The 20671-nt window shown below is 72.3% G+C and carries 18 protein-coding genes and 1 pseudogene; 8 read left to right on the forward strand and 11 right to left on the reverse strand.

The features are described from left to right. Positions 1-132 precede the first annotated feature (132 nt). On the reverse strand, positions 133-2919 hold the full coding sequence (locus ACSHWO_RS32910) for a LamG-like jellyroll fold domain-containing protein (protein WP_438317963.1): 2787 nt from the start codon (positions 2917-2919) through the stop codon (positions 133-135). A 652-nt stretch (positions 2920-3571) separates the two neighbouring features. Between ACSHWO_RS32910 and ACSHWO_RS32915 the strand changes: the two genes are divergently transcribed. Continuing rightward, a complete protein-coding gene (locus tag ACSHWO_RS32915; protein ID WP_438317966.1) occupies positions 3572-3898 on the forward strand; it encodes a hypothetical protein in 327 nt (108 codons plus the stop codon). Between the two features lie 35 nt (positions 3899-3933). Next, positions 3934-5445 (forward strand): SulP family inorganic anion transporter, encoded by a 1512-nt coding sequence (locus ACSHWO_RS32920; protein ID WP_385848156.1) that lies wholly within the window; start codon positions 3934-3936, stop codon positions 5443-5445. A 100-nt stretch (positions 5446-5545) separates the two neighbouring features. Here the strand turns inward: ACSHWO_RS32920 and ACSHWO_RS32925 are convergent, their stop codons facing one another. Beyond that, a complete protein-coding gene (locus tag ACSHWO_RS32925) occupies positions 5546-6334 on the reverse strand; it encodes an SDR family NAD(P)-dependent oxidoreductase (RefSeq protein ID WP_385848160.1) in 789 nt (262 codons plus the stop codon). Between the two features lie 94 nt (positions 6335-6428). Here ACSHWO_RS32925 and ACSHWO_RS32930 point away from each other — a divergent pair, with 94 nt between their 5' ends. Beyond that, complete coding sequence (locus tag ACSHWO_RS32930; protein WP_438317971.1) at positions 6429-7028, forward strand: TetR/AcrR family transcriptional regulator; 600 nt, start codon at positions 6429-6431, stop codon at positions 7026-7028. A 77-nt stretch (positions 7029-7105) separates the two neighbouring features. After that, positions 7106-7444 (forward strand): divalent-cation tolerance protein CutA, encoded by a 339-nt coding sequence (gene cutA, locus ACSHWO_RS32935; RefSeq protein ID WP_438317974.1) that lies wholly within the window; start codon positions 7106-7108, stop codon positions 7442-7444. 123 nt (positions 7445-7567) lie between these two features. Here the strand turns inward: cutA and ACSHWO_RS32940 are convergent, their stop codons facing one another. Together ACSHWO_RS32940 and ACSHWO_RS32945 are read right to left on the reverse strand one after the other, a co-directional pair. Then, complete coding sequence (locus ACSHWO_RS32940) at positions 7568-8188, reverse strand: lamin tail domain-containing protein (protein ID WP_438317977.1); 621 nt, start codon at positions 8186-8188, stop codon at positions 7568-7570. Between the two features lie 62 nt (positions 8189-8250). Continuing rightward, positions 8251-9465 (reverse strand): IS110 family transposase, encoded by a 1215-nt coding sequence (locus ACSHWO_RS32945; protein WP_438309567.1) that lies wholly within the window; start codon positions 9463-9465, stop codon positions 8251-8253. A 1268-nt stretch (positions 9466-10733) separates the two neighbouring features. Here ACSHWO_RS32945 and ACSHWO_RS32950 point away from each other — a divergent pair. Both ACSHWO_RS32950 and ACSHWO_RS32955 read left to right on the forward strand, forming a co-directional pair. Next, a complete protein-coding gene (locus ACSHWO_RS32950; protein WP_385848171.1) occupies positions 10734-11678 on the forward strand; it encodes a LysR family transcriptional regulator in 945 nt (314 codons plus the stop codon). Further along, complete coding sequence (locus ACSHWO_RS32955) at positions 11675-11935, forward strand: hypothetical protein (RefSeq protein ID WP_438317980.1); 261 nt, start codon at positions 11675-11677, stop codon at positions 11933-11935. The genes ACSHWO_RS32950 and ACSHWO_RS32955 overlap by 4 nt, the downstream gene beginning before the upstream one ends. 57 nt (positions 11936-11992) lie before the next feature. On the opposite strand, the gene ACSHWO_RS32960 is transcribed toward ACSHWO_RS32955, so the two are convergent. Continuing rightward, entirely contained in the window at positions 11993-12325 is a 333-nt protein-coding gene (locus ACSHWO_RS32960; RefSeq protein WP_438317983.1) for a hypothetical protein, read from the reverse strand. Between the two features lie 302 nt (positions 12326-12627). Here ACSHWO_RS32960 and ACSHWO_RS32965 point away from each other — a divergent pair, with 302 nt between their 5' ends. Next, complete coding sequence (locus ACSHWO_RS32965) at positions 12628-14076, forward strand: amino acid permease (RefSeq protein WP_385848177.1); 1449 nt, start codon at positions 12628-12630, stop codon at positions 14074-14076. 142 nt (positions 14077-14218) lie between these two features. Here the strand turns inward: ACSHWO_RS32965 and ACSHWO_RS32970 are convergent, their stop codons facing one another. Beyond that, positions 14219-14614: a VOC family protein gene (locus tag ACSHWO_RS32970; RefSeq protein ID WP_385848180.1), complete on the reverse strand. Its 396-nt coding sequence runs from the start codon at positions 14612-14614 to the stop codon at positions 14219-14221. Between the two features lie 62 nt (positions 14615-14676). Between ACSHWO_RS32970 and ACSHWO_RS32975 the strand changes: the two genes are divergently transcribed. Then, a complete protein-coding gene (locus ACSHWO_RS32975) occupies positions 14677-15132 on the forward strand; it encodes a MarR family winged helix-turn-helix transcriptional regulator (RefSeq protein ID WP_438317986.1) in 456 nt (151 codons plus the stop codon). 26 nt (positions 15133-15158) lie between these two features. On the opposite strand, the gene ACSHWO_RS32980 is transcribed toward ACSHWO_RS32975, so the two are convergent. From ACSHWO_RS32980 to ACSHWO_RS33000, 5 genes and pseudogenes are all read right to left on the reverse strand, one after another. Further along, positions 15159-15584: a VOC family protein gene (locus ACSHWO_RS32980; protein ID WP_385848186.1), complete on the reverse strand. Its 426-nt coding sequence runs from the start codon at positions 15582-15584 to the stop codon at positions 15159-15161. A 91-nt stretch (positions 15585-15675) separates the two neighbouring features. After that, positions 15676-15834, reverse strand: a complete 159-nt coding sequence (locus ACSHWO_RS32985; protein WP_438317989.1) for a hypothetical protein — start codon at positions 15832-15834, stop codon at positions 15676-15678. Positions 15835-16468: 634 nt separating this feature from the next. After that, entirely contained in the window at positions 16469-18502 is a 2034-nt protein-coding gene (locus tag ACSHWO_RS32990) for a glycoside hydrolase family 5 protein (protein ID WP_438317992.1), read from the reverse strand. A gap of 566 nt (positions 18503-19068) precedes the next feature. Then, a pseudogene (locus tag ACSHWO_RS32995) lies at positions 19069-20088 on the reverse strand (ricin-type beta-trefoil lectin domain protein); the annotation flags it as partial. Between the two features lie 148 nt (positions 20089-20236). Beyond that, a complete protein-coding gene (locus ACSHWO_RS33000) occupies positions 20237-20602 on the reverse strand; it encodes a helix-turn-helix transcriptional regulator (RefSeq protein ID WP_438317995.1) in 366 nt (121 codons plus the stop codon). Between the last annotated feature and the right edge of the window lie 69 nt (positions 20603-20671).

Consider the following 20671-nt stretch of genomic DNA (forward strand, 5'->3'; position numbering starts at 1 on the left):
CCCGTGCGCGGGCGCGGCTGTCAGGCGGTTCCGCCGAGCCGTGGACACTGACGGAAGGGGAAGTTGAAGCGCGCACGGCGCGGGGCCCGGCCGTCGGACGGCCGGGCCCCGCACCATGCGTTCCCCGTGTGGTTACTTCGGGCCGAAGGTGAGGATCAGCTGCGGAGCGGCGTCCGCGGCGGTCGACTCCCTGGACCAGATCCACAGCGGGTCGGTGCCCTTGCCGGTCAGCGCGAGGCCGCGGCTGCCACCCAGCAGGGCCGAGACCGCGGCGGTGTCCAGCTGGGCGCTGTGCAGGGCCGAGCCGTCCGGGATGGCGGCGAAGGTTCCCAGCGGGGTGGTGCCCACGGCGGGCCTGGTGGTGTACGTGGTGGTGTCGCCGCTCCAGGTGCCGGTGACCGGGACCACGGAGACGGTGTCGGCGGTGCCGGCACCGGCCTGGGTCGAGGTCTTGACCTGGAGGACGGCGGACTTCAGGACCTGCCCGGCCGGCGCGGCCGGCACGTTGAACCGCAGGTACGTCTCGTAGCCCTGGGTGCCGCGGACGGCCAGCGAGGTGGCGGTGCCGTTGGCGGCGCTCGGCGCGCCCTGGTTGACGTAGGTGTCCTCGGTCGCGGTGACCTTGGAGACCGTGTCGGACGGGGCCTTCGCCAGGTCGAAGTGGTTCTTGACCTGGGCTGCGGTGAGGACCTTCGGGTAGACGGCCGTCTCGTCGATCTGGCCGGCGAACATGTCGCTCGTGGGGCGGTTCGGCCAGCCGTTCAGGTTGTCGCCGCCGACGTGCCAGTAGCCCGTGTACGGAGTGGTGTCGGTGACGTTGAGCGTGCCCTTGTTCTGGCCGTCGACGTACAGGGCCATGCCGGACGGGCCCTGGGTGGCGACCACGTGGTGCCACTTGTCGTCGTTGTACCTCTCGAACGCACTGGTCGCGATCGTCCGGGTCGAGCCGTTGTACACCCCGAACACCAGGCGTCCGGCATCGGTCAGGTAGACGTGCTTGTCGTAGGCGCCGCTGGTGTTCTTCGTGTTGTTGCCGAAGCCGACGAGCTTGCCGCCGCGCGTGCTGTTCGTCCTGAACCAGGTCTCGATGCTGTAAGTGCCCGGGACCGTCTGGTGGTGGTCGCTGTGGACCTGCTGGCTGGTGCCGTTGAAGCCCATCGCCGTGCTCGCGCCGCTGGTCGCGCCCGGCGTCTGGCGCAGGGCCGGGGCGTTGACCTGGACGCCGCTGGTGTTGCCGCCGTCCGAGGAGTCGGCCACGTACGGGCTGACGGTGTCGTCGTAGCGCCAGTACAGCTGGGCGCCGTCGGCGCGGACCTGGGCCGGGTAGGCCTGCTGCGTGCTCGGGACGGTCACGGAGGCGGTGGCCGACAGCGCGCTGGTGTTGCCGGCGGCGTCGGTGGCGGTGATCCGGTAGGTGTAGGACTGGCCGGCCTTGACCGTGGTGTCGGTCCAGGAGGCCTGCGGCCGCTCGAACTCCAGGGAGTCTGCGGTCATGGTGTGGACCGGGGTGCTGGAGCCGTTGCGGTAGATGCGGTACGTCAGCTTGCTGTCGTCCGCGTCGTAGCTGGTCCGCCAGCGCACCTGGGCCTCGCCGGGCTTCACGCTGTCGGCGCTCGCGACCGGCGTGGTCGGGGCGCCGCGGTCGCCGGTGGAGGCGAAGCGGGTCAGGGCCTGCTGCTCGACGCCGTTGACGGTGGTGAACTCACCGCCGACCCACATGTACTTCGTGTCGCCCTTCTCCGCCACGGCCATGACGCGCGGGCCGACGCCCTCCCCGATCCCCCCGTTGACGGCGGGGAACCAGCCGAGCTTGCGCGGGCCGCGGACGAACCCGTCGACCGGAGCCGGGGCGGCGCCGTCCCTGTGCGCGGTGGGCTGCGCCATCAGGTAGCGGCGCTTGCCCTCCTCCGGGAACTCCATCTCGGTGGAGCAGTTGTGCGCGTGCGAGGAGCTGTAGAGCACGCCGTCGTACGGCAGGACCTGCTGGGTGGCGCCGAGGCAGCGGTCGCGCCACTTCTCTTTGAAGTCGCTCAGGTCGAATCCGGTGCGGCCGTCGAAGACGCCGCCGCCGTTGCCCTGGTTGCCGGTGTAGAAGCCGTTGGCGTCGGTGGCGATGTCCATGACCACCGACAGGGGGTGGAACGCGCTCCCGTAGCTCTTCTTCACGGCGCCGGAGGAGGCGTCCGCCACGGCGAGGGCGTGGCTGCTGGAGCCGTTGACGGTGAAGAAGTCGCCGCCGAGCAGCACGTTCCTGCCGTCGGGCGTGAGCTCGATCGCCCGGCCCGGCTCGTCGGCGTTGGCGGTGAAGGGCTTCACCGCGCCCGTGGCGGCGTCGACCGCGGCGAACTTCTGGCGGGGCTGGCCCTGGACGGTGTTGAAGTCGCCGGCCGCGTACAGGGTGTCGCCGGTGACGGCGAGTCCGCGTACGGTGGCCGCGAAGCCCGGCCGGAAGGCCGGCTTCGGAGTGCACCCGGCGATGTCGATCGCGGCGACGTTGGACACCGGTACGCCGTTGACGGCGCCGAAGGAGCCGCCCGCGTAGAGGGTCTTCTTGTCCTTCGAGACGGCCAGCGTCCGCACGGTCGCCGTGCCCTCGCCGATGGTGAACGCCAGCTTGCAGGAGGTGGGGTTGCCCGTCGCCGCGTCGAGGGCGACGAAGTTCACCGCCTCCCGCTCGGCGCCGGAACCGCCGACGGGCGGGCGGACCGCCGAGAAGGTGCCGCCGGCGAAGACGGTACCGTTCGCCTGCGCCATCGCCCAGACGATCCCGTTGGTCTGCCAGGTCGGCAGGTTGTCGGCCGTGAACGCCACCGGCGGGGTGATGGCGGACGCCTGGGGCATCAGCACCAGGCCCAGCCCCGTTCCGGCGCCGGCCAGTGACAGGACGAGGGCGGCGGTCAGGCTTCTGGATCTACGCATGAGCCCCCCAGGGCTGTTCGCTCAGCTCGACGGCCAAGGTCGGAGGAGTGGGGTGCCGAAAGCCTGCCAGACCGCCGCGGCGACGAATTCGGACAAACGGGAACGGACCCGCAGATGCCTGAACGTTACCTTCCGGCAAGAAATGATGATCCGTCAAGTCACTTGTGAATCGGTGGAGTTGACTGTAATAGGCGAGCCCCGGGCTGCGTCCGGTGTGGTCTCGTTATCAAGTTGAGATGCAACGCCGCTTCCCCGAGGGGCTGTTGACGACGATTCAGCCGCACGGCGGTCGGATTGACACGGTGTGAGATCACCCTGTTACGCTTGGTGATGCGTGTGCGCCGCCTTGCTTCCTGGTGCGAAGTGAGGCGCCCGTCCACCTCGCGGAGGGGGCGAGTGGTGCAGCAATTGCGCCATCAACTGCCGCGTTTTGTATGGGTTATGACAACAACTGAGCTGTCACCGCAAGGCAATGTGATGGTAAAGTGCAAGTTGCGGCTGCGAACCACGCTGTGCCGCGGCAGGGTGCGGCACATGCCCGAGGGCACGGCTCCGACGTGCCCCCGGCGCGCCCACCCACGCCACTCGACCGACCCGACCCGACCACACCGCGCCCCGGCGGAAGCCGCGCAGGCGCAGGAGGCAGGCCATCATGAAGTCATTGATCGACAACGCGCGCTCCTTCTCGGCCACCCACGTGGCCGACCCCCGGCACCCCGAAGACGTCCGCGACCGGCTGGACCAGGCCGTACCCCCGGACGCGTCCGTCTGCTCCCTGGTGGAGAAACCGTCCGACGTCGCGGAGGCCGTGCAGGCCCACGCCCAGGTGCAGTTGGAGACCCTGCACGGCCACCCCTGCGTGCGGGAAGGCGTCGAGACGGGCCGGCTCGGGCTGCAGGCCCGGTACGACGAGGTCCACACCGGGTCGGTCAGGGTCCACCGGGCGCAAGCCGGCGGCCCGGCGTTCGGTGCCCTGTGAACCGGCCCGGCACGAACGCGAAAGGGTGGGCGCCCGTGCTCGCGGCCGCCAGGGACGGCGCTGCCGTACGGCGGGACGTGCTCGCCTCACTCGTGGTGTTCCTCGTGGCCCTGCCGCTGTGCGTGGGCGTGGCCGTGGCCTCGGGCGTACCCGCCGAGCTCGGCCTGATCACCGGCATCGTCGGCGGCCTGGTGGTGGGCTTCCTGCCCGGAAGCGCCCTGCAGGTCAGCGGCCCGGCAGCTGGCCTGACCGTACTCGTCTTCGAGGCCGTACGGGAGTTCGGCCTCGGCATGCTCGGCGGCATCGTCCTGGCGAGCGGGCTGCTCCAGATCGGTCTCGGCCTGCTGCGGTTCGGCCGCTGGTTCCGTGCCATCTCCGTCTCCGTCGTGCACGGCATGCTGGCCGGCATCGGACTCGTGCTCGTCTTCGGACAGCTCTACACCATGGCCGGCGTCGAACAGCCGCGCTCGGGCCCGGAGAAGGTCCTCGGAACAGCCGGCCTGGCGGGGGAGATCGCCTCCGACGGCACCGTGCTGACCTCCTTCGCGGTCGGTCTGGGCACCATCGCCGTCCTCGTGGGGTGGCAGAGGCTGCCCGCCAAGGTGCGGCTGGTGCCCGCCGCGCTGGCCGCCGTCGCCCTCGCCACCGCCACCACGGCGCTCCTCGACCTGGAGGTCGCCAGCGTGCGGGTGCAAGGGCTCCTGGAGGCGATCCGGCCGCCCGCCATGGGCGACCTCGCCTCCCTGGGCAGCGCCGCCGTAATCGGCACGGTCCTCGGCTTCGCCCTGATCGCCTCGGCCGAATCGCTGTTCAGCGCGGCCGCGGTCGACCGGATGCACGACGGACCGCGCACGCACTACGACAAGGAACTCGTGGCCCAGGGCATCGGCAACACCGTGTGCGGCGCACTCGGCGCTCTGCCGATGACCGCCGTCATCGTCCGCAGCTCCGCCAACGTCCAGGCGGGCGCGAAGACCAGAGCCTCCCGCATCCTGCACGGGCTGTGGCTGCTGATGTTCACCGCGCTCCTACCGGCGGCGATCGGCATCATCCCGCTCGCGGCCCTCGCCGGCGTACTCGTCCACGCGGGCTGCAAGCTGATCCCCGTCAAGGAGCTCGCCGTGCTGTGGCGCGGGCACCGCGGCGAGCTCGCCGTCCTCGTCACCACGGCCGTCGCCATCCTGGCGACCAGCATGTTCGAAGGCGTGATGCTGGGGCTCGTGCTGGCGGTGGCGAAGTCGGCGTGGGAGACCTCCCACGTCCACGTCGAGACCCACGCCCTCACCGGCGGCCGGATCGTGGTGACCCTGTCCGGCAACGCCACGTTCCTCCGCCTGCCCCGCATCCTGCAGACCCTGGAGGCGCTGCCGAAGGACAGGCCCATCGAGCTCGACCTGACGGCCGTCCGGCACCTGGACCACGCCTGCCGGGCCGCGCTCGGGAACTGGGCCGCACGACACGGTGCGACCGGGACCGAACCGGTGCGGATGACCGGCTACGAGAGAACGGACGGCGCAGCCGCCACCCCGGCCCGGCTGGCCGGCTGACTCCGCTCGGCGACGCCGCGGACGGAGGCGACGAACGAGGCGCCGAGCGACGCCGCCGAGCGAGGGGCGGCCGGCCCCTTCGGCCCTCGCGCGCCGGCCGTCAGGCCTTCAGGGCGCGCCCGGCCACCGCAAGCGCCGCACGGCGGGGCGCGAGCGCCGAGGCCAGCGCGGAGAGCCGGTTGCTCAGCCCGACGACGACGCTGGGCGGGGTCGACCGGCTCTCCAGCGCCCGGCGTGCGGCGGTCACGACCTGCTCGGGCGTGGCCATCCGGCCGACGGCCGCGTCACGGCTGCCGACGACGTCGAAGAACTCGGTGCTCACGGGCCCCGGCGAGACGGCGAGGACGCGCAGCGACGAGTCGCGCGTCTCGTACGCGACGGCCTCGGTGAAGTTCAGGACGAACGCCTTGGTCGCGCCGTAGACGGCCATGGCCGGCGTGGGCTGGTACGCGGCGACACTGGCGATGTTGACCAGCGCGCCGCGGCCGTCGGAGACCAGGTCGGGCAGGAACGCCCGGGTCAGCTCCGTGACGGCCAGCACGTTCAGCCGGATCATCTCCTCCATCTGCGCGGGGTCCTGATCGGCGACGGCGCCGTGGCTGCCGAAGCCCGCGTTGTTGATCAGCGTCTGGACCGACAGGCCGCGGGCCGATATCCCGGCGCGCAGCGCGGTCGCGGCACCGGGCTGCGCCAGGTCCGCGGCGATGGCGTGGGCCTTGATGCCGTACCGGTCCTGCAGGTCGGCGGCGAGCGTCTCCAGGCGGTCGAGACGGCGGGCAGCCAGCACGAGGTCGGCGCCGCGCGCGGCCCACTGGCGGGCGAACTCGACACCGAGGCCGGCGCTCGCCCCGGTGATGAGGGCCGTGGTGTTCCTGTACGTCATGGTCATCGCGAGCTACTCCCTCTCAGGGCGGCTGGTCCATAATCGAATGTAGACAGAGACAGCATTGTAGTCAATGACAACATTGGAAGGAGGGGCTGCCTTGGCCGACGGGTCCTACCACCACGGCAACCTCAGGGCCGCGCTGCTGGAAAGGGCGGAGCACGTCCTCGTGACCTCCGGCGCCGAGGGCCTGTCCCTGCGCGCCCTCGCCCGCGAGCTCGGCGTCAGCCACGCCGCACCGTCCCGGCACTTCCGCGACCGCCGGGCCCTGCTCGACGCCCTCGCCGTCAACGGCTTCACCCGGCTGAACGACCGCCTGCGCGCCGCGGCCGCGGCCCCCGGCCCCGTACCGGCCCGGCTGGAGGCGCTGGGGCGTGCGTACGTGGACTTCGCCGTCACGCACGCGCCACTGCTGGAGTTCATGTTCACCGTCAAACACTCCGACGACTCCAGCGCGGAACTGCGCGAACTCGGACACCGCAGCCTGGAGATCGCCGCCGAGCTGATCGCCGAAGGCCAGCGCGAAGGCCTCGTGCGGGCGGACGATCCGGGCCGCCTGGCCCAGGTCGCCTTCTCCGTGCTGCACGGCCTGGCGACGCTCGCGGTAGCCGCCCTCCTGGAGGAAACCCCCTTGTCCGAGGCGACGGACCTCACCCTGGACGTCCTGCTGCGCGGTCTCGGCGCCGCCACCGGCGACTGACCGGTACGAGGCGCGGATCCGGCGCCGCTCGGCCGCCGTGGCTAGAGTCGGGGCACCGGACCAGGAGGAGGCGGAGCGTGGCGGACGGCGGGAACCCGATCGTGATCGTGCAGACCACGGAGGACGACGAGTCGAGGGCGTACGAGCTCGCGCGCGGCGCGGTGGGGGCCCGGCTGGCCGCCGGGGCCCACGTCGACGCGCGCATGACCGCCTTCTACTGGTGGAAGGGCGAGGTGCAGCACGAGAGGGAGTACCGGGTCTCCTTCAAGACCACCGAGGACCGGGTGGAACACTTGCGGGAATGGGTGCACGCGCGCCACTCGTACGAGGTGCCGCAATGGGTGGTGCTGCCGACGACCGGGGCCTCGGAGGCCTATCTGGCCTGGGCGCAGGCCGAGACGCGCGGCGGCGCCTGACGCGTCGCGGCGCGGGAGCGAACGCGGGCAACGCGAGAACGGGGTGCCGCGGGGGCACCCCGTTCGAAGGGTGGGAGCGTGAGCGGCAGCCCTCACCGCGGGCCGCCGCCGACCGGGCCGACGTCAGCCGCGGTGGCCCCTACGGTCGTTGCGGCTTTCGCGGCCACCACGATCGTCGCGGCTTTCGCGGCTGTCACGGGCGTTGCGGGCGTGGCGGCTGTCACGGGCGTCGGGCTCATGGCGGCTGTCGCGGGCGTTGCGGTTGTTGCGGCCGTCCCGGTCCTCGCGCCCGCCCCAGGACTCGGTGTCGAGGACGTTCCCGCGGTCGTCGCGGAGGGTCGCGGAGTCCCGCTCGTCCCACACCTGCTGGCGGCGGTTCTGGTAGACGTCGCCGTGGGTGTCGCGGCCGTGGCCGGTGTGGACCCTGACGGCGGAACGCCCGTCGAGGCGGAGGCGGTCGAAGCGGTAGCGGTTGCCGTCGCGGTCGGTGAGGGTGAACCCGCGCAGTTCGACGGAGTGGCGGCCGGTGTTCTCCACCTCGACCCACTCGCGGTTCAGGTCCCGGTTGCCGCGACCGCGGCTGCCCGCGTACTGCACGTCACCGATGACGATCGAGGAGTACCGGCCGCGGTGGTCGCGCCGGTCGCCCTCGTGCGCGGCGGCCGGCACTGCGGCCGCACCGACCACGGCGCCGGCGGCCAGGACTGCGGCGAGGAGACGACGCGTGGCAAAAGAAGCAGACATGGGGGGGTGTCTCTATGTCCTTCGTCAAGGGTGCGGTGCCGGGTTTGGGTTGTTTGGGGTGGTTATGCGGCGAGGGTGACGGTGGGGGGTCGGGATTCGTAGAAGGTGCCGTCGCGGAGCATGGCGAAGAGGACGCTGATGCGTTGGCGGGCGAGTCGGAGGAGGGCTTGGGTGTGGGTTTTGCCGCGTGCTCGTTGCCGGTCGTAGTAGGTGCGTGAGGCGGGGTCGGCGTTCATGCAGGCGAAGGCGGAGAGGAACATGGCGCGTTTGAGCTGCCGGTTTCCGCCTCTGGGTGCGTGTTCGCCGTGGATCGAGGTCCCTGACGACCTGGTGGTGGGGGCGAGGCCGGCGTAGGAGGCGAGGTGGCTGGCGGTGGGGAAGCCGGTCCCGTCGCCGACGGTGACCAGCAGGACGGCGGCGGTCCTGACTCCGACTCCGGGCATCGAGGTCAGGACCGGGTGAAGAGGGTGGGCCTCCAGCAGGGTGTTGATCTGGGTTTCCAGGGCTCGGCGCTGTTCGTGGACCGCGGCGAGCGCGCGGGCCAGCGAGGGGATGACCACGTCGAGGGTGCCCGTGCCGGGGACGACGACGGTCTGTTCGTCGAGGGCGTTGAAGATGTCGTCGATCAGCCTGTCGGCCATGCGCGGGGCCTTGGGCCGGATTACCTCGACGAGTCTGCGGCGGCCGGCCTTGCGCAGTGCGGCCGGGGATCCGTAGCGCTCCAGGAGCCAGGTGACGGCGGGGTGGTCCAGTCGCGGTCCGAGCACGCGCTCCAGCGACGGGTGGAACTGGGTGAGCAGGCCGCGTATCCGGTTGCTGGTGCGGGTGGCCTCGGCGGCGAGGTCCTGGTCGAAGCCGGTCAGGACGGTCAGCTCGGCGGTGATCTCGTCGGTCAGCTCCAGTGAACGCAGGGTGTGGGGCATGGTGCGGGCCGCGTCCGCGATCACCGCCGCGTCCTTCGCGTCGGTCTTCGCCTCCCCCGGATACAGGTCGGCGATCCGCCGCATCGCCAGTCCGGGCAGATAGGCGACCTCGCAGCCGGCGTCGCGGGCGACGGTCAGCGGGAGAGCCCCGATCGAGGCGGGCTGGTCCACGATCACCAGGACGCTGCCGAACTTGGCTTTGAGCTTGTCGAAGACGGCCCGCAGCTTCGGTTCGCTGTTGGGCATCGGCTTGTCGAAGACCTTCTTCCCGGCCGGGGTGAGCCCGTGGCCGTGGTGGGCGGTCTTGCCGACGTCCATCCCGAGGAAGACGCCTATGCCTTCGGTGTCTAACATCGCAACCTTCCGCAGGTGTTGACCGTGCCGGCCTCGGCGGTGGCACCGTGCTCGCGCATCCACGTTATGCAGACCTGCCGCCCACGTATCTGCCCGGCATTGCGCCGGACCGGACGGTGGCCGGGTCTCTCATCAGCGTCTCCGACGGCACCTGCCGGGCCCGGCGACACCACCCCCCAGGTCATCCGTTCGACAGAGGGGACACAGTCATACCGGGCCCGGAGGCCAGCGGCCCCATTGCAGGACCGCGAAAAACATAACGGGTGACTCCTTCGAAAGGCCAGCCCGTCCGGCCGACGAGGGCGCGCCGGACGGACTGTCGTGCGGTTCCCGGCGTTCTGCCGAGGAGCCACACTCTGGCCCGCTCCCACCGCCGCACGGCGCGCCCAGGGCGCGTGTTGCCCAATGCGGACGTATCCGTAACTCTCCCTTGCAGGAGCCAACGGTCAACACCGCCTTGACGGAGCGTCGTGGCCGGGCGCGCCAACACCCGGTCCGCAAACCGGAGAACGGCCCGGTGCACCGGCCCGTACCTGCGCCTTCCCCGCCTCCCGCACTACGCCGAACGGGCGGCCGACTCCGTAACGACACCGGCTGTCGGGGCAACGAGGCGGTGTCGGGGAACGAACGCGGCGAGGACCTCGCGGCCCGCCCGGCCTGCCGGAGGTGCGCCGTAGGCGCCCGAGCGGCCGTTCCCGTGGGGCCGGAGAGCTGACGCACGGGCGAGGCGGCGGCGACTCGCCGGACGGTTCCTCTCAGGATGAGGTCGCTTGCAGGCCATCATCCGATCCGGTTGTCCGGGTGGCGCGAGGAGCGGACATGGGTCCTGTCGGCAGGCCGGCCAGGAGTGTCCTGGGGCCGCTGCCCGGACGGGCACGTCAACTGGCGGGCGGCTGCCTGGCCGTGCTCGCCCTCGCGCTGTCCGGGGTCCGCCTTCCCGTGGTAGCGGCCGCGGCGCCGGGCTCGACCAGCAGCCCCGCGGGCACGGTTCCGGTGGGCGGGGACACGTGCAAGCCCTCCGGGCCCCGGCGGGACGTCGGGGTGACGGGAGAGCGGTCGGGCCCCGATCAGAAGGCCAAGTGCATCGCCGGCCCCACCGGCCCCACCGGCCCGCGTGGGCCGAAGGGCAAGACCGGTCCCCGCGGATCGAAGGGCAAGACCGGACCGCCCGCCCCTGCTTCGTGCGGCGTTCGTCATGCGATCAGGCCTGCAAGCGGCCGATCCATGTGTCCAACAGATGGTCGTGCTGCCATCTAGCATGACCAGTCATGGAGCTTCGCCAGCTGCGCTATCTGGTCACCGTCGTCGAGGAGGGCGGGTTCACCCGCGCCGCCGCCCGACTGCACCTGGCCCAGTCCGGCCTCAGCGCCCAGATCCGGCAGTTGGAACGGGAGCTGGGCCAGCCGTTGCTCGACCGCTCGCACCGGTCGGTGACTCTCACCGAGACGGGTCGGGCCGTCCTGCCGTACGCGCGGGCCGCGCTCGCCGCGGCGGACGCGGTGCGGCAGACGGCCGACGCGTACTCGGGCCTGCTGCGCGGACGGGTCACCCTCGGAACGGTCTCCGGGGCCACCGGCCACGCCTTCGACATCGCCTCGTTCCTCGCCGACTTCTGCGACGCCCATCCCGCCCTGGAGATCGCCCTCACCGAGGACACCTCGGAGCGGATGCAGGCCGCACTCCTGGCCGGTGAGCTCGACGTGGCCCTCCTCGGTCCGACCGATGAAGGACCCCCGCCCGGCCTGTCCCTCCACACGGTCGTCGACAGCCCGCTGGGGGTCGCCGCGGCGCCCGAGGACCCGCTGTTGCGTGCCGCGCCCGGCCGGACGACCGTCGAACTGGCAGCACTCCGCGACCGAGCACTGATCTGCCTGCCGCGCGGCACCGGAGTGCGCGCCGCCCTCGAACGCGCCTGCGCCCAGGAGGGATTCCGCCCCCGCGTCTCCTTCGAGGCGGCATCCCCCCACGTCCTGGCCCAGCTTGCGGCCCGCGGCCTGGGCGTCGCGGTGCTGCCGGCGGCCGAGGGCGGCGACCCGGTCGCCGACGGTCCCCTCCGGACGCTGACCATCGTCCGCCCCGGGATCCGCGCCCGTGTCGCACTCGCCTGGCGGGCCGACGGCCCTTCGAGTCCCGCGGGCCGGGTGCTGCTGGACCGCCTGCGCGAGGCCCTGCCCTCGACGGGCAGCAGCCCCGGCACGGGAGGTCCTGCGTGACCGCAGCCGATCGGCGCCGAGGGGGCGGTACGACGATGGCGCGGCGGACCTGGCGTTGGGCGGTGGTGGTGTGGCTGCTGCTGGTGGCGGCCGGCGGCGCGGTCACGCTCTACCTGGACGGCACGGCCAGCCCGCCGCAGCCCCCGCCCCACTGGGAACGCGTCTCCCCTCCGAGCGGTACACCCCGCCCCTGCCCCACCCCGACCGGCGAGTCCCCGTCCGCCCCACGCGGCTGCGCCTTCTGGGAACGCAGCTAGCGCTGTGGCCGGCCGGCCGGCACCGGCCCCTGCCGCACGCGGCGTTCGTGCCCGTGCTCAGCCGTTGAAGCCGCTGCACCGGGTCATCTCGCCGCCCTGCCGGACGCTGTAGTGCGCGGGCGGCACGTTCATGATCTGGAAGCCGCCGTTCTGCGGGATCTCGACCGTCCCGCCGAAGCCGGCCGATCCGTACACGTACGCAGGGCCCGGGGTGAAGCCGCCGCCGGAGAGGTGCACCTTGCCGTTCTCGAGGACGCCCGAGACGGAGCAGGTCGCAGCCGGAGCGGCGGCCGGCTCGGCCTGGGGAAGCGCTGCGAGGGCCGTGGGAGCCGCGAGGAGCGAGGCAGCCGCGAGGGAGCTGAGGACGAGGAGGCGTGTGTGCCGGTACATGGTTCTTCCTCTCCGGGAGGAATCGTGAAGCCGCGGCTGCGCGCTCGGCGCCCGGGCAGGCCGCGTCGGCCGCCGTCCGCGCGCGTCCGGAACGGCCACGGGCCGGCGAACGGAAGCGGCCCTTCCCATCGTCACCCCGCCCGCGCCCGGATGCGACCGGGAGCGGGCGGGGCGCGCCGTCCCCGACGAGGAAGGACCGGCGACGGAACACCTGCGTGCAAGCTGGCGGAGCGCCTAGTTCCGCCGTGGCGGTCGTTCCGCGATGATGAGCGGCCGTCACCCCCGGCGGAAAGGAACGGAACATGGCCTCGCTGTGGTCAGTGCAGGGCGTACTCCGTCGTAAACCGATCGAGCACATCGAGGAGCCCGAAGGCGCACCCAGCGAGCAGCTCACCCGCACCCTCGGCCTGTGGCAGCTCACGGCGATCGGCGTCGGCGGCATCATCGGCGCGGGCATCTTCACGCTCGCCGGGACGGTCGCCAACGGCGTCGCGGGACCGGCCGTGCTCATCTCCTTCCTCATCGCCGGCGTGGCCAGCGCCGCGGCGGCGTTCTCCTACGCGGAGTTCGCCGGCATGATCCCGAAGGCCGGTTCCGCCTACACCTACGGGTACGCCGTCCTCGGCGAGCTGGCCGGCTGGTTCATCGGCTGGGACCTGCTGCTCGAATACACGGCCATCGTCGCGGTGGTCGCCATCGGCATCTCCGGGTACTTCAACTTCCTCCTGGAGGACACGGGCAACGCCCTGCCCACCTGGATGCTCGGCGCCCCGGGCACCGGCGAGGGACACCGCTTCGACCTCATCGCGGCGGTCCTGTGCCTGTTCACGGCCTACCTGCTCAACCGGGGCATGAAGAGCGCGGCACGTTTCGAGACGGTGGTGGTCGCCATCAAGGTGCTCGTCGTGGTGCTGGTCATCGTCGTCGGCTTCTTCCACATCAACACCGACAACTACACGCCGTTCTTCCCCTTCGGGGTCGGGGGCGCCATCACCGGCGCGGCCACGGTCTTCTTCGCGGTCTTCGGCTACGACGCGATGAGCACGGCGGCGGAGGAGTCCAAGGACGCCCAGCAGCACATGCCCAAGGCGATCCTCTACTCGCTGGCCATCTCCATGGTGCTGTACGTGCTCGCCTGCCTGGTCCTCACCGGCATGCAGAGCTACACGGAGATCGACCCGGAAAGCGGCTTCTCCACCGCCTTCAAGGCGGTCGGGCTGCCGGTGATCGCCGACTTCATCGCGGTCGGGGCGATCATCGGCATCCTCACGGTGATGTTCACGTTCATGCTCGGCGTGACGCGCGTGTGGTTCTCCATGAGCCGTGACGGACTGCTGCCGCACTGGTTCGCCAAGACCCACCCGACCCGGCACGTCCCGACCCGCGTCACCTGGATCGTCGGTGTCGCGTCCGCGGCCATCGCGGGCTTCGTGCCGATCGGCGAGGCGGCGGAGCTCACCAACATCGGGATCCTGCTCGCCTTCGCCGTCGTGTGCACCGCGGTCATCGTGCTCCGCTACCGGCGGCCCGAACTGCCCCGGGCCTTCCACACGCCGCTCATGCCGTTCACCCCTGCGGTCGGTGTCGTCGCGTCGCTCTGGCTCATCACCTACCTGCGGGTGGAGACGTGGATCCGCTTCGCGGTCTGGTTCCTGATCGGCCTGGTCATCTACTTCGGCTACTCCTACGGGCACTCCAAGCTGGCCGGGCGAGGCCCGGACACGCCCGCGGGCGAGGGCCCGTCGGCGTAGCCCGCTCGGCCGCTGCCGGCGGGTCGTCGCCGTGCCTCTCGTTCACCGCGCGCGTCTTCGGGCTCCCTGTCCGTCGGCGCGCGGAACTCGGCCTACGTCGGGCGCCGGCCCCGTCCGTGCCGTGCGGGGCCGGCACCCTCCCTCAGCCCGGGTACGACTGGAGCTCCCACAGGGTGCCCCCCGGGGCACGGACATGGGCCGTGCGCAGGCCCGGCCCCCATGCGGGGCGGTCCTGCGGCTCGGCCACCGGTTCGGCGCCGTGCGCCAGGCAGAGCGCGTAGCCCGCGTCCACGTCGGTGACCCGGCTGACCAGCATGGACGGGTCGCCGCCGGTCGGGGCGAGCGGCAGGCCGGCGGGCATGGCGGCTCGGTCGAAGAGTGCGAGGACCCCCTGGCCGTCGACGTCCCACCCCGCGTACGGGCCCTGTTCGCCGCCGCGGGTCCGGCTGGCGCCGAGGAGGGCGGGCAGGGTGGCGTCGTAGAACTCGAAGGCCGCGTCGAAACGGTCCACGAGCAGCCGCGGGTGCAGGGCGTCCATGGGGATCCCCTCCAAATCAGTAGGTGTGCACCTATGTTTGGTCACAGCCTACAATCATCTCCATGCACGACTCCCCGGCGCCCCCGGCGCCTACGACCTCCGGCCTCGCCGCGTTCACCCCGTACCTGCTCTCCAAGGTCGGCAGGACCGCCCGCGCGCGGGTCGGTGACCGGCTCGCCGCCCGGGGTCTGCGGATGTGGCACATGGCCGTGCTGTCCTCCCTCGCCGCCGACGGCCCGCAACCCCAGCGCGACCTCGCGACCCGGCTCGCCGTCCACCCCAGTGACATGGCCAAGGTCCTGGACGAGCTGACCCGCGCCGGCTGGGTCGACCGCGAGCGCGACTCCGCCGACCGCCGCCGGATCACGGCCACCCTCACCACCGCCGGCCGCACGGCCCTCGCCGAGCTCGAAGCCGAGGTGGCGGCCGTGCAGGACGCACTGCTCGCCCCGCTCGACGCCGACGAGCGGAACACCCTGCACCGGCTCCTGCTGCGGCTGCACACGGCGACCGGATGAGCCGTCCGCCGTCCCCCCGTGCCGGTTCAGACGACCGGCTCGCCGATGCCCAACAGGTTGCCCTCGCTGTCACGGAACCAGGCGGCGCGTTCGCCCCGGGCCCCCTTGCTCGGGTAGTTCCCGTCGATCTCGGCGATCCCGTTCCTCGTGCGGAACCCGGGCACGTCGACGTCCTCGAAGACCACCCCGCGCTGCCGGAGCTCGGCCACGACCGCCTCGACGTCGTCGACCTGCCACCCCATCTGGGTGAACGTGCCGGACGACGCCCCCGTCGAGGCGAACACCGCGAACTCCGTGCCACCGCACCGGTACAGCAGCCCGCCGGGCCGTTCGTCGACGGGCTCCAGACCGAGCTGCTCGGCGTAGAAGCGCCGCGCCCGTTCGAGGTCCCGGGCGGGCAGCCTGGTCGCCACACGGCCCCGGGCCAGGAGGTTGCCGCTGTCTGCGTTCATGCCCCCACTGTGCCGACCTGCGACGCCCGAAAGACGCGACGACAGGCGGGTGCCACCGCGAAAGGGGCAACGACACCCGCCCGGCGCAGGGTCAGGAACCGGAGCCGACCGCGGTCCGGCGGGCCTGGAAGGGCCCCCAGCGCAGCAGCCGGCGCCGCGTGATGTCCGACCACAGGGGCAGGTTCGCGAGCAGGCCGTCCAGGGAGGGCCGGCTGATGACGCCCTGCAGCTCGGGGGCCCGGCGGCGCACCTCCCCCTCGAGGCGCGCGTAGTGGGGGGCGATCTCCCTCCGTGTGATCGTCGAAGTCGGCCGGGAGGCCGAGCCCGGACAGGTGCTCCAGGGAGAACGACGGCGTCGCCAGCCTCCGCACCCCCGGACGTGACAGCGCCGGGCGCACGTCCTGCGTCGCCGTGGTCTCGGCCGCCATGACGTCCGAGAAGACCAGCGCCCCGCCCGGCGAGCGCGCGGGCCGAGCCGCCGTATCCCGAGCCGAGGTCGAGGACCGTCGTGTCCGGACCGAGCAGGTCGGCGACCCCGTCCCCGGCGCGCTGCACCGTGCGGTGCGAGGCGTCCGCGATCGCCTCCTGAGGGTGGGCGCACATGCCGACGTGGATGTCCTCACCGCCCCAGACGGCGTCGTAGAAGGCGTCGACGTCGCTGGTCTCGTAGGAGCGGCCGGTCCAGTCCTCGTGCTCCGCCGACGTGCTGCTGCCGTGCTCGGCGTGATCGACCGTGGTGGGTCGTTTCCCCGCATCGACGTGTTCGACGCACCCTGGTCCGGCCGTCACCCGCGGCAGCGTACGGGGCACTGCGCACGACGGGACGAGGCCGGGGTCAGGAGCCCGGACGGACCGGGCGGGGTCGGTCCGTCCGGGGGAGGGGATCAGGCCAGCGGGCGGCAGAGCAGAGCGTCCGGGACGCCGCCGTGCATCCACTTCCAGGTGTAGGCGACGCCGGCGAGGTACTCGCCGTCGGCGCACTGGCCCTTGTGGTAGCCGGGCGCCCAGTCGCTGGCGGCGGACCCTCCGGTGGCGGGCCGGTTGTCACCCTGGTCGAACCAGACGACGCGGCCGGTGCCGGGCAGCGGCGCGGCGGCGGGTGCGCACAGCAGGGCCGACATGGCGTTGCGGTTGACGCTGTAGCCGACCGCGTAGGAGTCCTTCGGGCATTCGAGCTTGTTGTAGCCGCTCGCCCAGTCGCCGCGGATGACGTAGCGCTCGTCGGTGACGTTCACCCAGGGTCCGGCCCCGGCGGCGGGCTGGCCGGCGTCGGTGCACAGGCCGCGGCTGTCACTGCGGCCGAGGCCGACCAGGCGCTGCCCGTCGGGGCAGTTGCCCTTGCGGTTCCCCGGGCTCCAGTCGCCCTGCGCGAGCATCCGCGCGGAGACGTTCTGGTCGGCGAAGTCGAGGTCGAGCATGTTCCAGCGGGTGGTCTCGGCGACGGGACCGGAGCGGGAGGGGGCGTTCACGAGCTTGTTCCAGTCGGCGGCGCGCCAGTCGCCGGGGCCGTCGAGGCCGAGCTCGTTGCCGGCCCGGTCGTAGGAGAGGGCGGCCCAGTCGTCCTGCGGCGCGCCGTCGGGACCGGTCCAGCCGACCAGCGGCCACAGGGCGAAGTCCGTGTCGTTGCGGACCAGGATGTCGGTGAACGCCGCGAACCAGGCCTTCTCCTGCGCGTTGGTGGAGCCGCGGCCGCCGGCACCGAACTCGCTGATCCACACGGGCGCGGTGAAGTGCTGCCCGGCCCGCGTGACGAACAGCGCCTGCTCGTCGATGACCTGGGCGAGCCGCTCGGGGGTGAAGTCCTGGTACCGCGGGTCGTCGGTGGCGCCCCATCCGCTGCCTGCCCCCGTGTTGGCGGGACCGGTGTAGCCGTAGAAGTGGGCGGCGTAGACGAGCTTGTCCGATCGGATGAGGGTGTTGGACAGGGTGGCGACCGGGGTGAGCAGCGGGCGGCCGTGGCTGAAGAGGGCCGCGGGGATGCCGTACCAGTTGATGCCCTCCATGACGACGAGCATGTCGGGGGCGGTCTGGAGGATGCGGTTCCCGGCGTTCTCGAAGGCGTTGTAGGCGTCGTGTTCGTTGCCCCAGCCCCAGTTGGGGTCGTTCCACGTGTCGCGGCGGATCTCGTTGCGCAGGTCCGCGCCCACCACGCGCTTGTTGGCCTTGTAGCGGTTCACGAGGAACAGCCAGTTGTCCTCCCACTGCCGCGTCGACTGGCCGCTGTTCCAGCGCTCGTTGCCGTCCAGGCCACAGCAGAACCGGTAGCTGGTGGTGTGGTTGTTGAGGATGACGGCGAACCCGTCGGCGGTCAGGGCCTCCACGACCGCGTCGAACACCTGGAGCGGGGTCCTGCCCTTCAACTGGGGGTTGGCGGCCACGGCGGCGTCCGGTACCGGAGCTGTGTCGTGGACCAGCGCGTCGGCGTAGGGCAGCCGGATGCTGTTGAGCCCGAGGCGGTGGAAACCGGCGAGGATCTTCGCCATCGGAGCCCGGTCGAGGCCGAGGGGGATGTTGTGCGACATCTGGTCGGCCTGGTGGTTCGCGGGGTCGTTGACGTCCCCGCTGCCTTCCCAGGTCCCCTGGGCTCCGGCCCAGTTGCCCGACTTCAGCTTGAAGCGGTTGCCGGAGGCGTCGACGACGTACCGGCCGCGGGTGCTGAGCGGGCCCGTCCACGATGCTGCGAGCTGGGCGCCGGTCAGTGGGGCGGTGGACGCCGCGGCGGACCCGGCCTTCGACACGGTCGTGGGTGCGGGTGCGGGTGCGGGTGCGGGGCCCGCGGGCGCAGACGCCGGCGCGGCCTGGGCGCCCGCCGCCGCGGCACCGGCGAGGAGGGACGCCGACGCAAGGGCCGCCAGCAGGGCGGGCAGGGTGCGTCCCGCCGCTCTGACGCGGGCAGGGGAGAACGGGGCAGCTCTCATCGGTGTCCCTCCAAGGGTGGGGTGAGGGTGGCGGATCGGGCGGGCCGGAGCCCCGGAGGCCGGACGCCTCAACTGGACGACGGTCGCCGCCGACGGAGCCGAGGCTCTCCTACGGGGCGCGGACCGGCACACCGACAACGTTGTCGGAGCACTGCTGAGCCCCGAGCCAGGACGCACGTCCGCCGGACGCACGGCCCGCTCGTGCAGGGCAGCCATTCGAGATGCATGGCGAGGGCGGGCCTTCCGGCGGGCATCGGCTACGGTACGGGCGGGCACGCCTGGCGCACGCCCCGGTCGGGGGACGAGTCTAGGGTCCGACACCGACCTCGGGAAGCCACGTACCGCAAGACAACCAGCCGCATTCCAAGGGGAGTTGTCGGAGAATGCCGACAGGCGGGGCTTTTCGCCTCCCGGCGGCCGACCGGCCGGCCGCGCCCCGGCCCGTCGCGGCGCGCGAAGGCGCGGCGACGGCATCGATGCCCTCGCGTGCACGAAGATGCCGCCCGGGCACGCGCCCCGTACAGGAGGCAGCGGCGGTCCCCGGGCGGAGCGGCCGGTCCGTGGTGTCAGCCGGTGAAGGTCCACTTCTGGTTCGGGTTGCCGCTGCACCACCAGGTCTGCACCGGCGTCGCGTCGGCCGGGTCGTGGCCGCGGACGTCCACGCACTTGTCGGCCGGGACGTTCACCAGGTCCCGGGTGGTGCCGTTGTGGTCGAAGCGCTGCGCCCCGGCGCCGTTGCAGTCCCACAGCTGGACCTTTGCGCCGGGCTCCGGAGACGCCGCGTTGACGTCCAGGCACTTGCCGAGGGCCCGCACCGTGCCGTCGCCCGGCAGGGTCCAGCGCTGGGCGTCGGTGCCGTTGCAGGTGTACAGCTGGACCTGGGTGCCGTTCGCGGTCTGCGAGCCGGCCACGTCCAGACACTTGCCGGCCAGGCCGACGAGGGTTCCGGTGCGGCCGCCTCCGCCGCCGTCCGAGGTGGTGACGCGGACGTGGTCGACGACGAGCTGGTTCGGGAACTGTGTCGAGCCGTCCGGGTCGCCCGGCCAGTCGCCGCCCACCGCCAGGTTGAGGAGGAAGAACGGCTTGTCGAACGCCCCCGGGCGGCCGCCGAGGTCCCCGGGCGTGCGGCGCTGGTAGACCTGGCCGTCGACCGACCAGGTGAGCGATCCGGGCGACCAGTCCACGGCGAAGGTGTGGAAGTCGTCGGCGAACGCCCGCCCGCCGGACAGGGTGTACGCGGCTCCGATCCCTCCCGCGCCCGAGTAGCCGGGCCCGTGGAGGGTGCCGTGCACGGCGGAGGGCTCGTGGCCGACGTTCTCCATGACGTCGATCTCACCGCTGCTCGGCCGGCCGACCTGGCCGATGTCATGGCCGAGCATCCAGAACGCCGGCCACATGCCCTGCCCGCGCGGCACCTTCATCCGCGCCTCGACGTGCCCGTACTGCTGGGTGAAGCGGCCGGCGGTGTTGAGCCGGGCCGAGGTGTACTCGCACCGGCCGTACCAGCACTGGTGGTTGCCGGGGTTCTCGCGGCGGGCGGTGATCACCAGGTTGCCGTGGCCGTCGAGTGCGGCGTTGGCCGCGCCGGGGCGTGCTGGCCGACGGGCTGCGGGGCGGCCGTGCCGGCCAGGCCCCAGCCGAGGGCGAGGGACAGGGCGGCGGTGGCGAGAGCCGCCAGCCATAAGGTGCGGCCGCGCGGGGGTGGGGACGTGGGGCCTATGGTGTTCCGCCCCGTCATGCGGGGCTTTCGGTCGGCTCCCCGCCGGAGGTCGCCGCCGAGGTCGCCGCCGGTGAGGTCAGCGGGGCGGCGAGATAGGCCAGCAGGCCCGCGATCTCGTGGTCGGCCTCCGCGGGGTGGCGGAACCGTGCGCCGGGGGCGATGACGTAGCGGTTGCGCCGACCGTCCCGGGTCCGCGTGAGGTACCCGTCGGCCTCCAGGTCGGTGACGATCGCCTGCACGGTGCGCTCGGTCAGGTCGCAGGTCGCCGCGATGTCGCGCAGCCGGATCCCGGGGTCGCGCGCGATGGCGATCAGAACCCGGGCGTGGTTCGTCAGGAAGGTCCAGCGGCTCCGGCGGGATTCCGTGTGCTCGTTCTCCACGTCGACATTCTTGAGTCCCTGCTCGCGAAAAGCAACTCCAGAATTGATTTTCCGGTATCACTTGACGTG

It is taken from the genome of Streptomyces pallidus (ex Mingjun et al. 2026), assembly GCF_051550185.1.
Classification (GTDB): domain Bacteria; phylum Actinomycetota; class Actinomycetes; order Streptomycetales; family Streptomycetaceae; genus Streptomyces.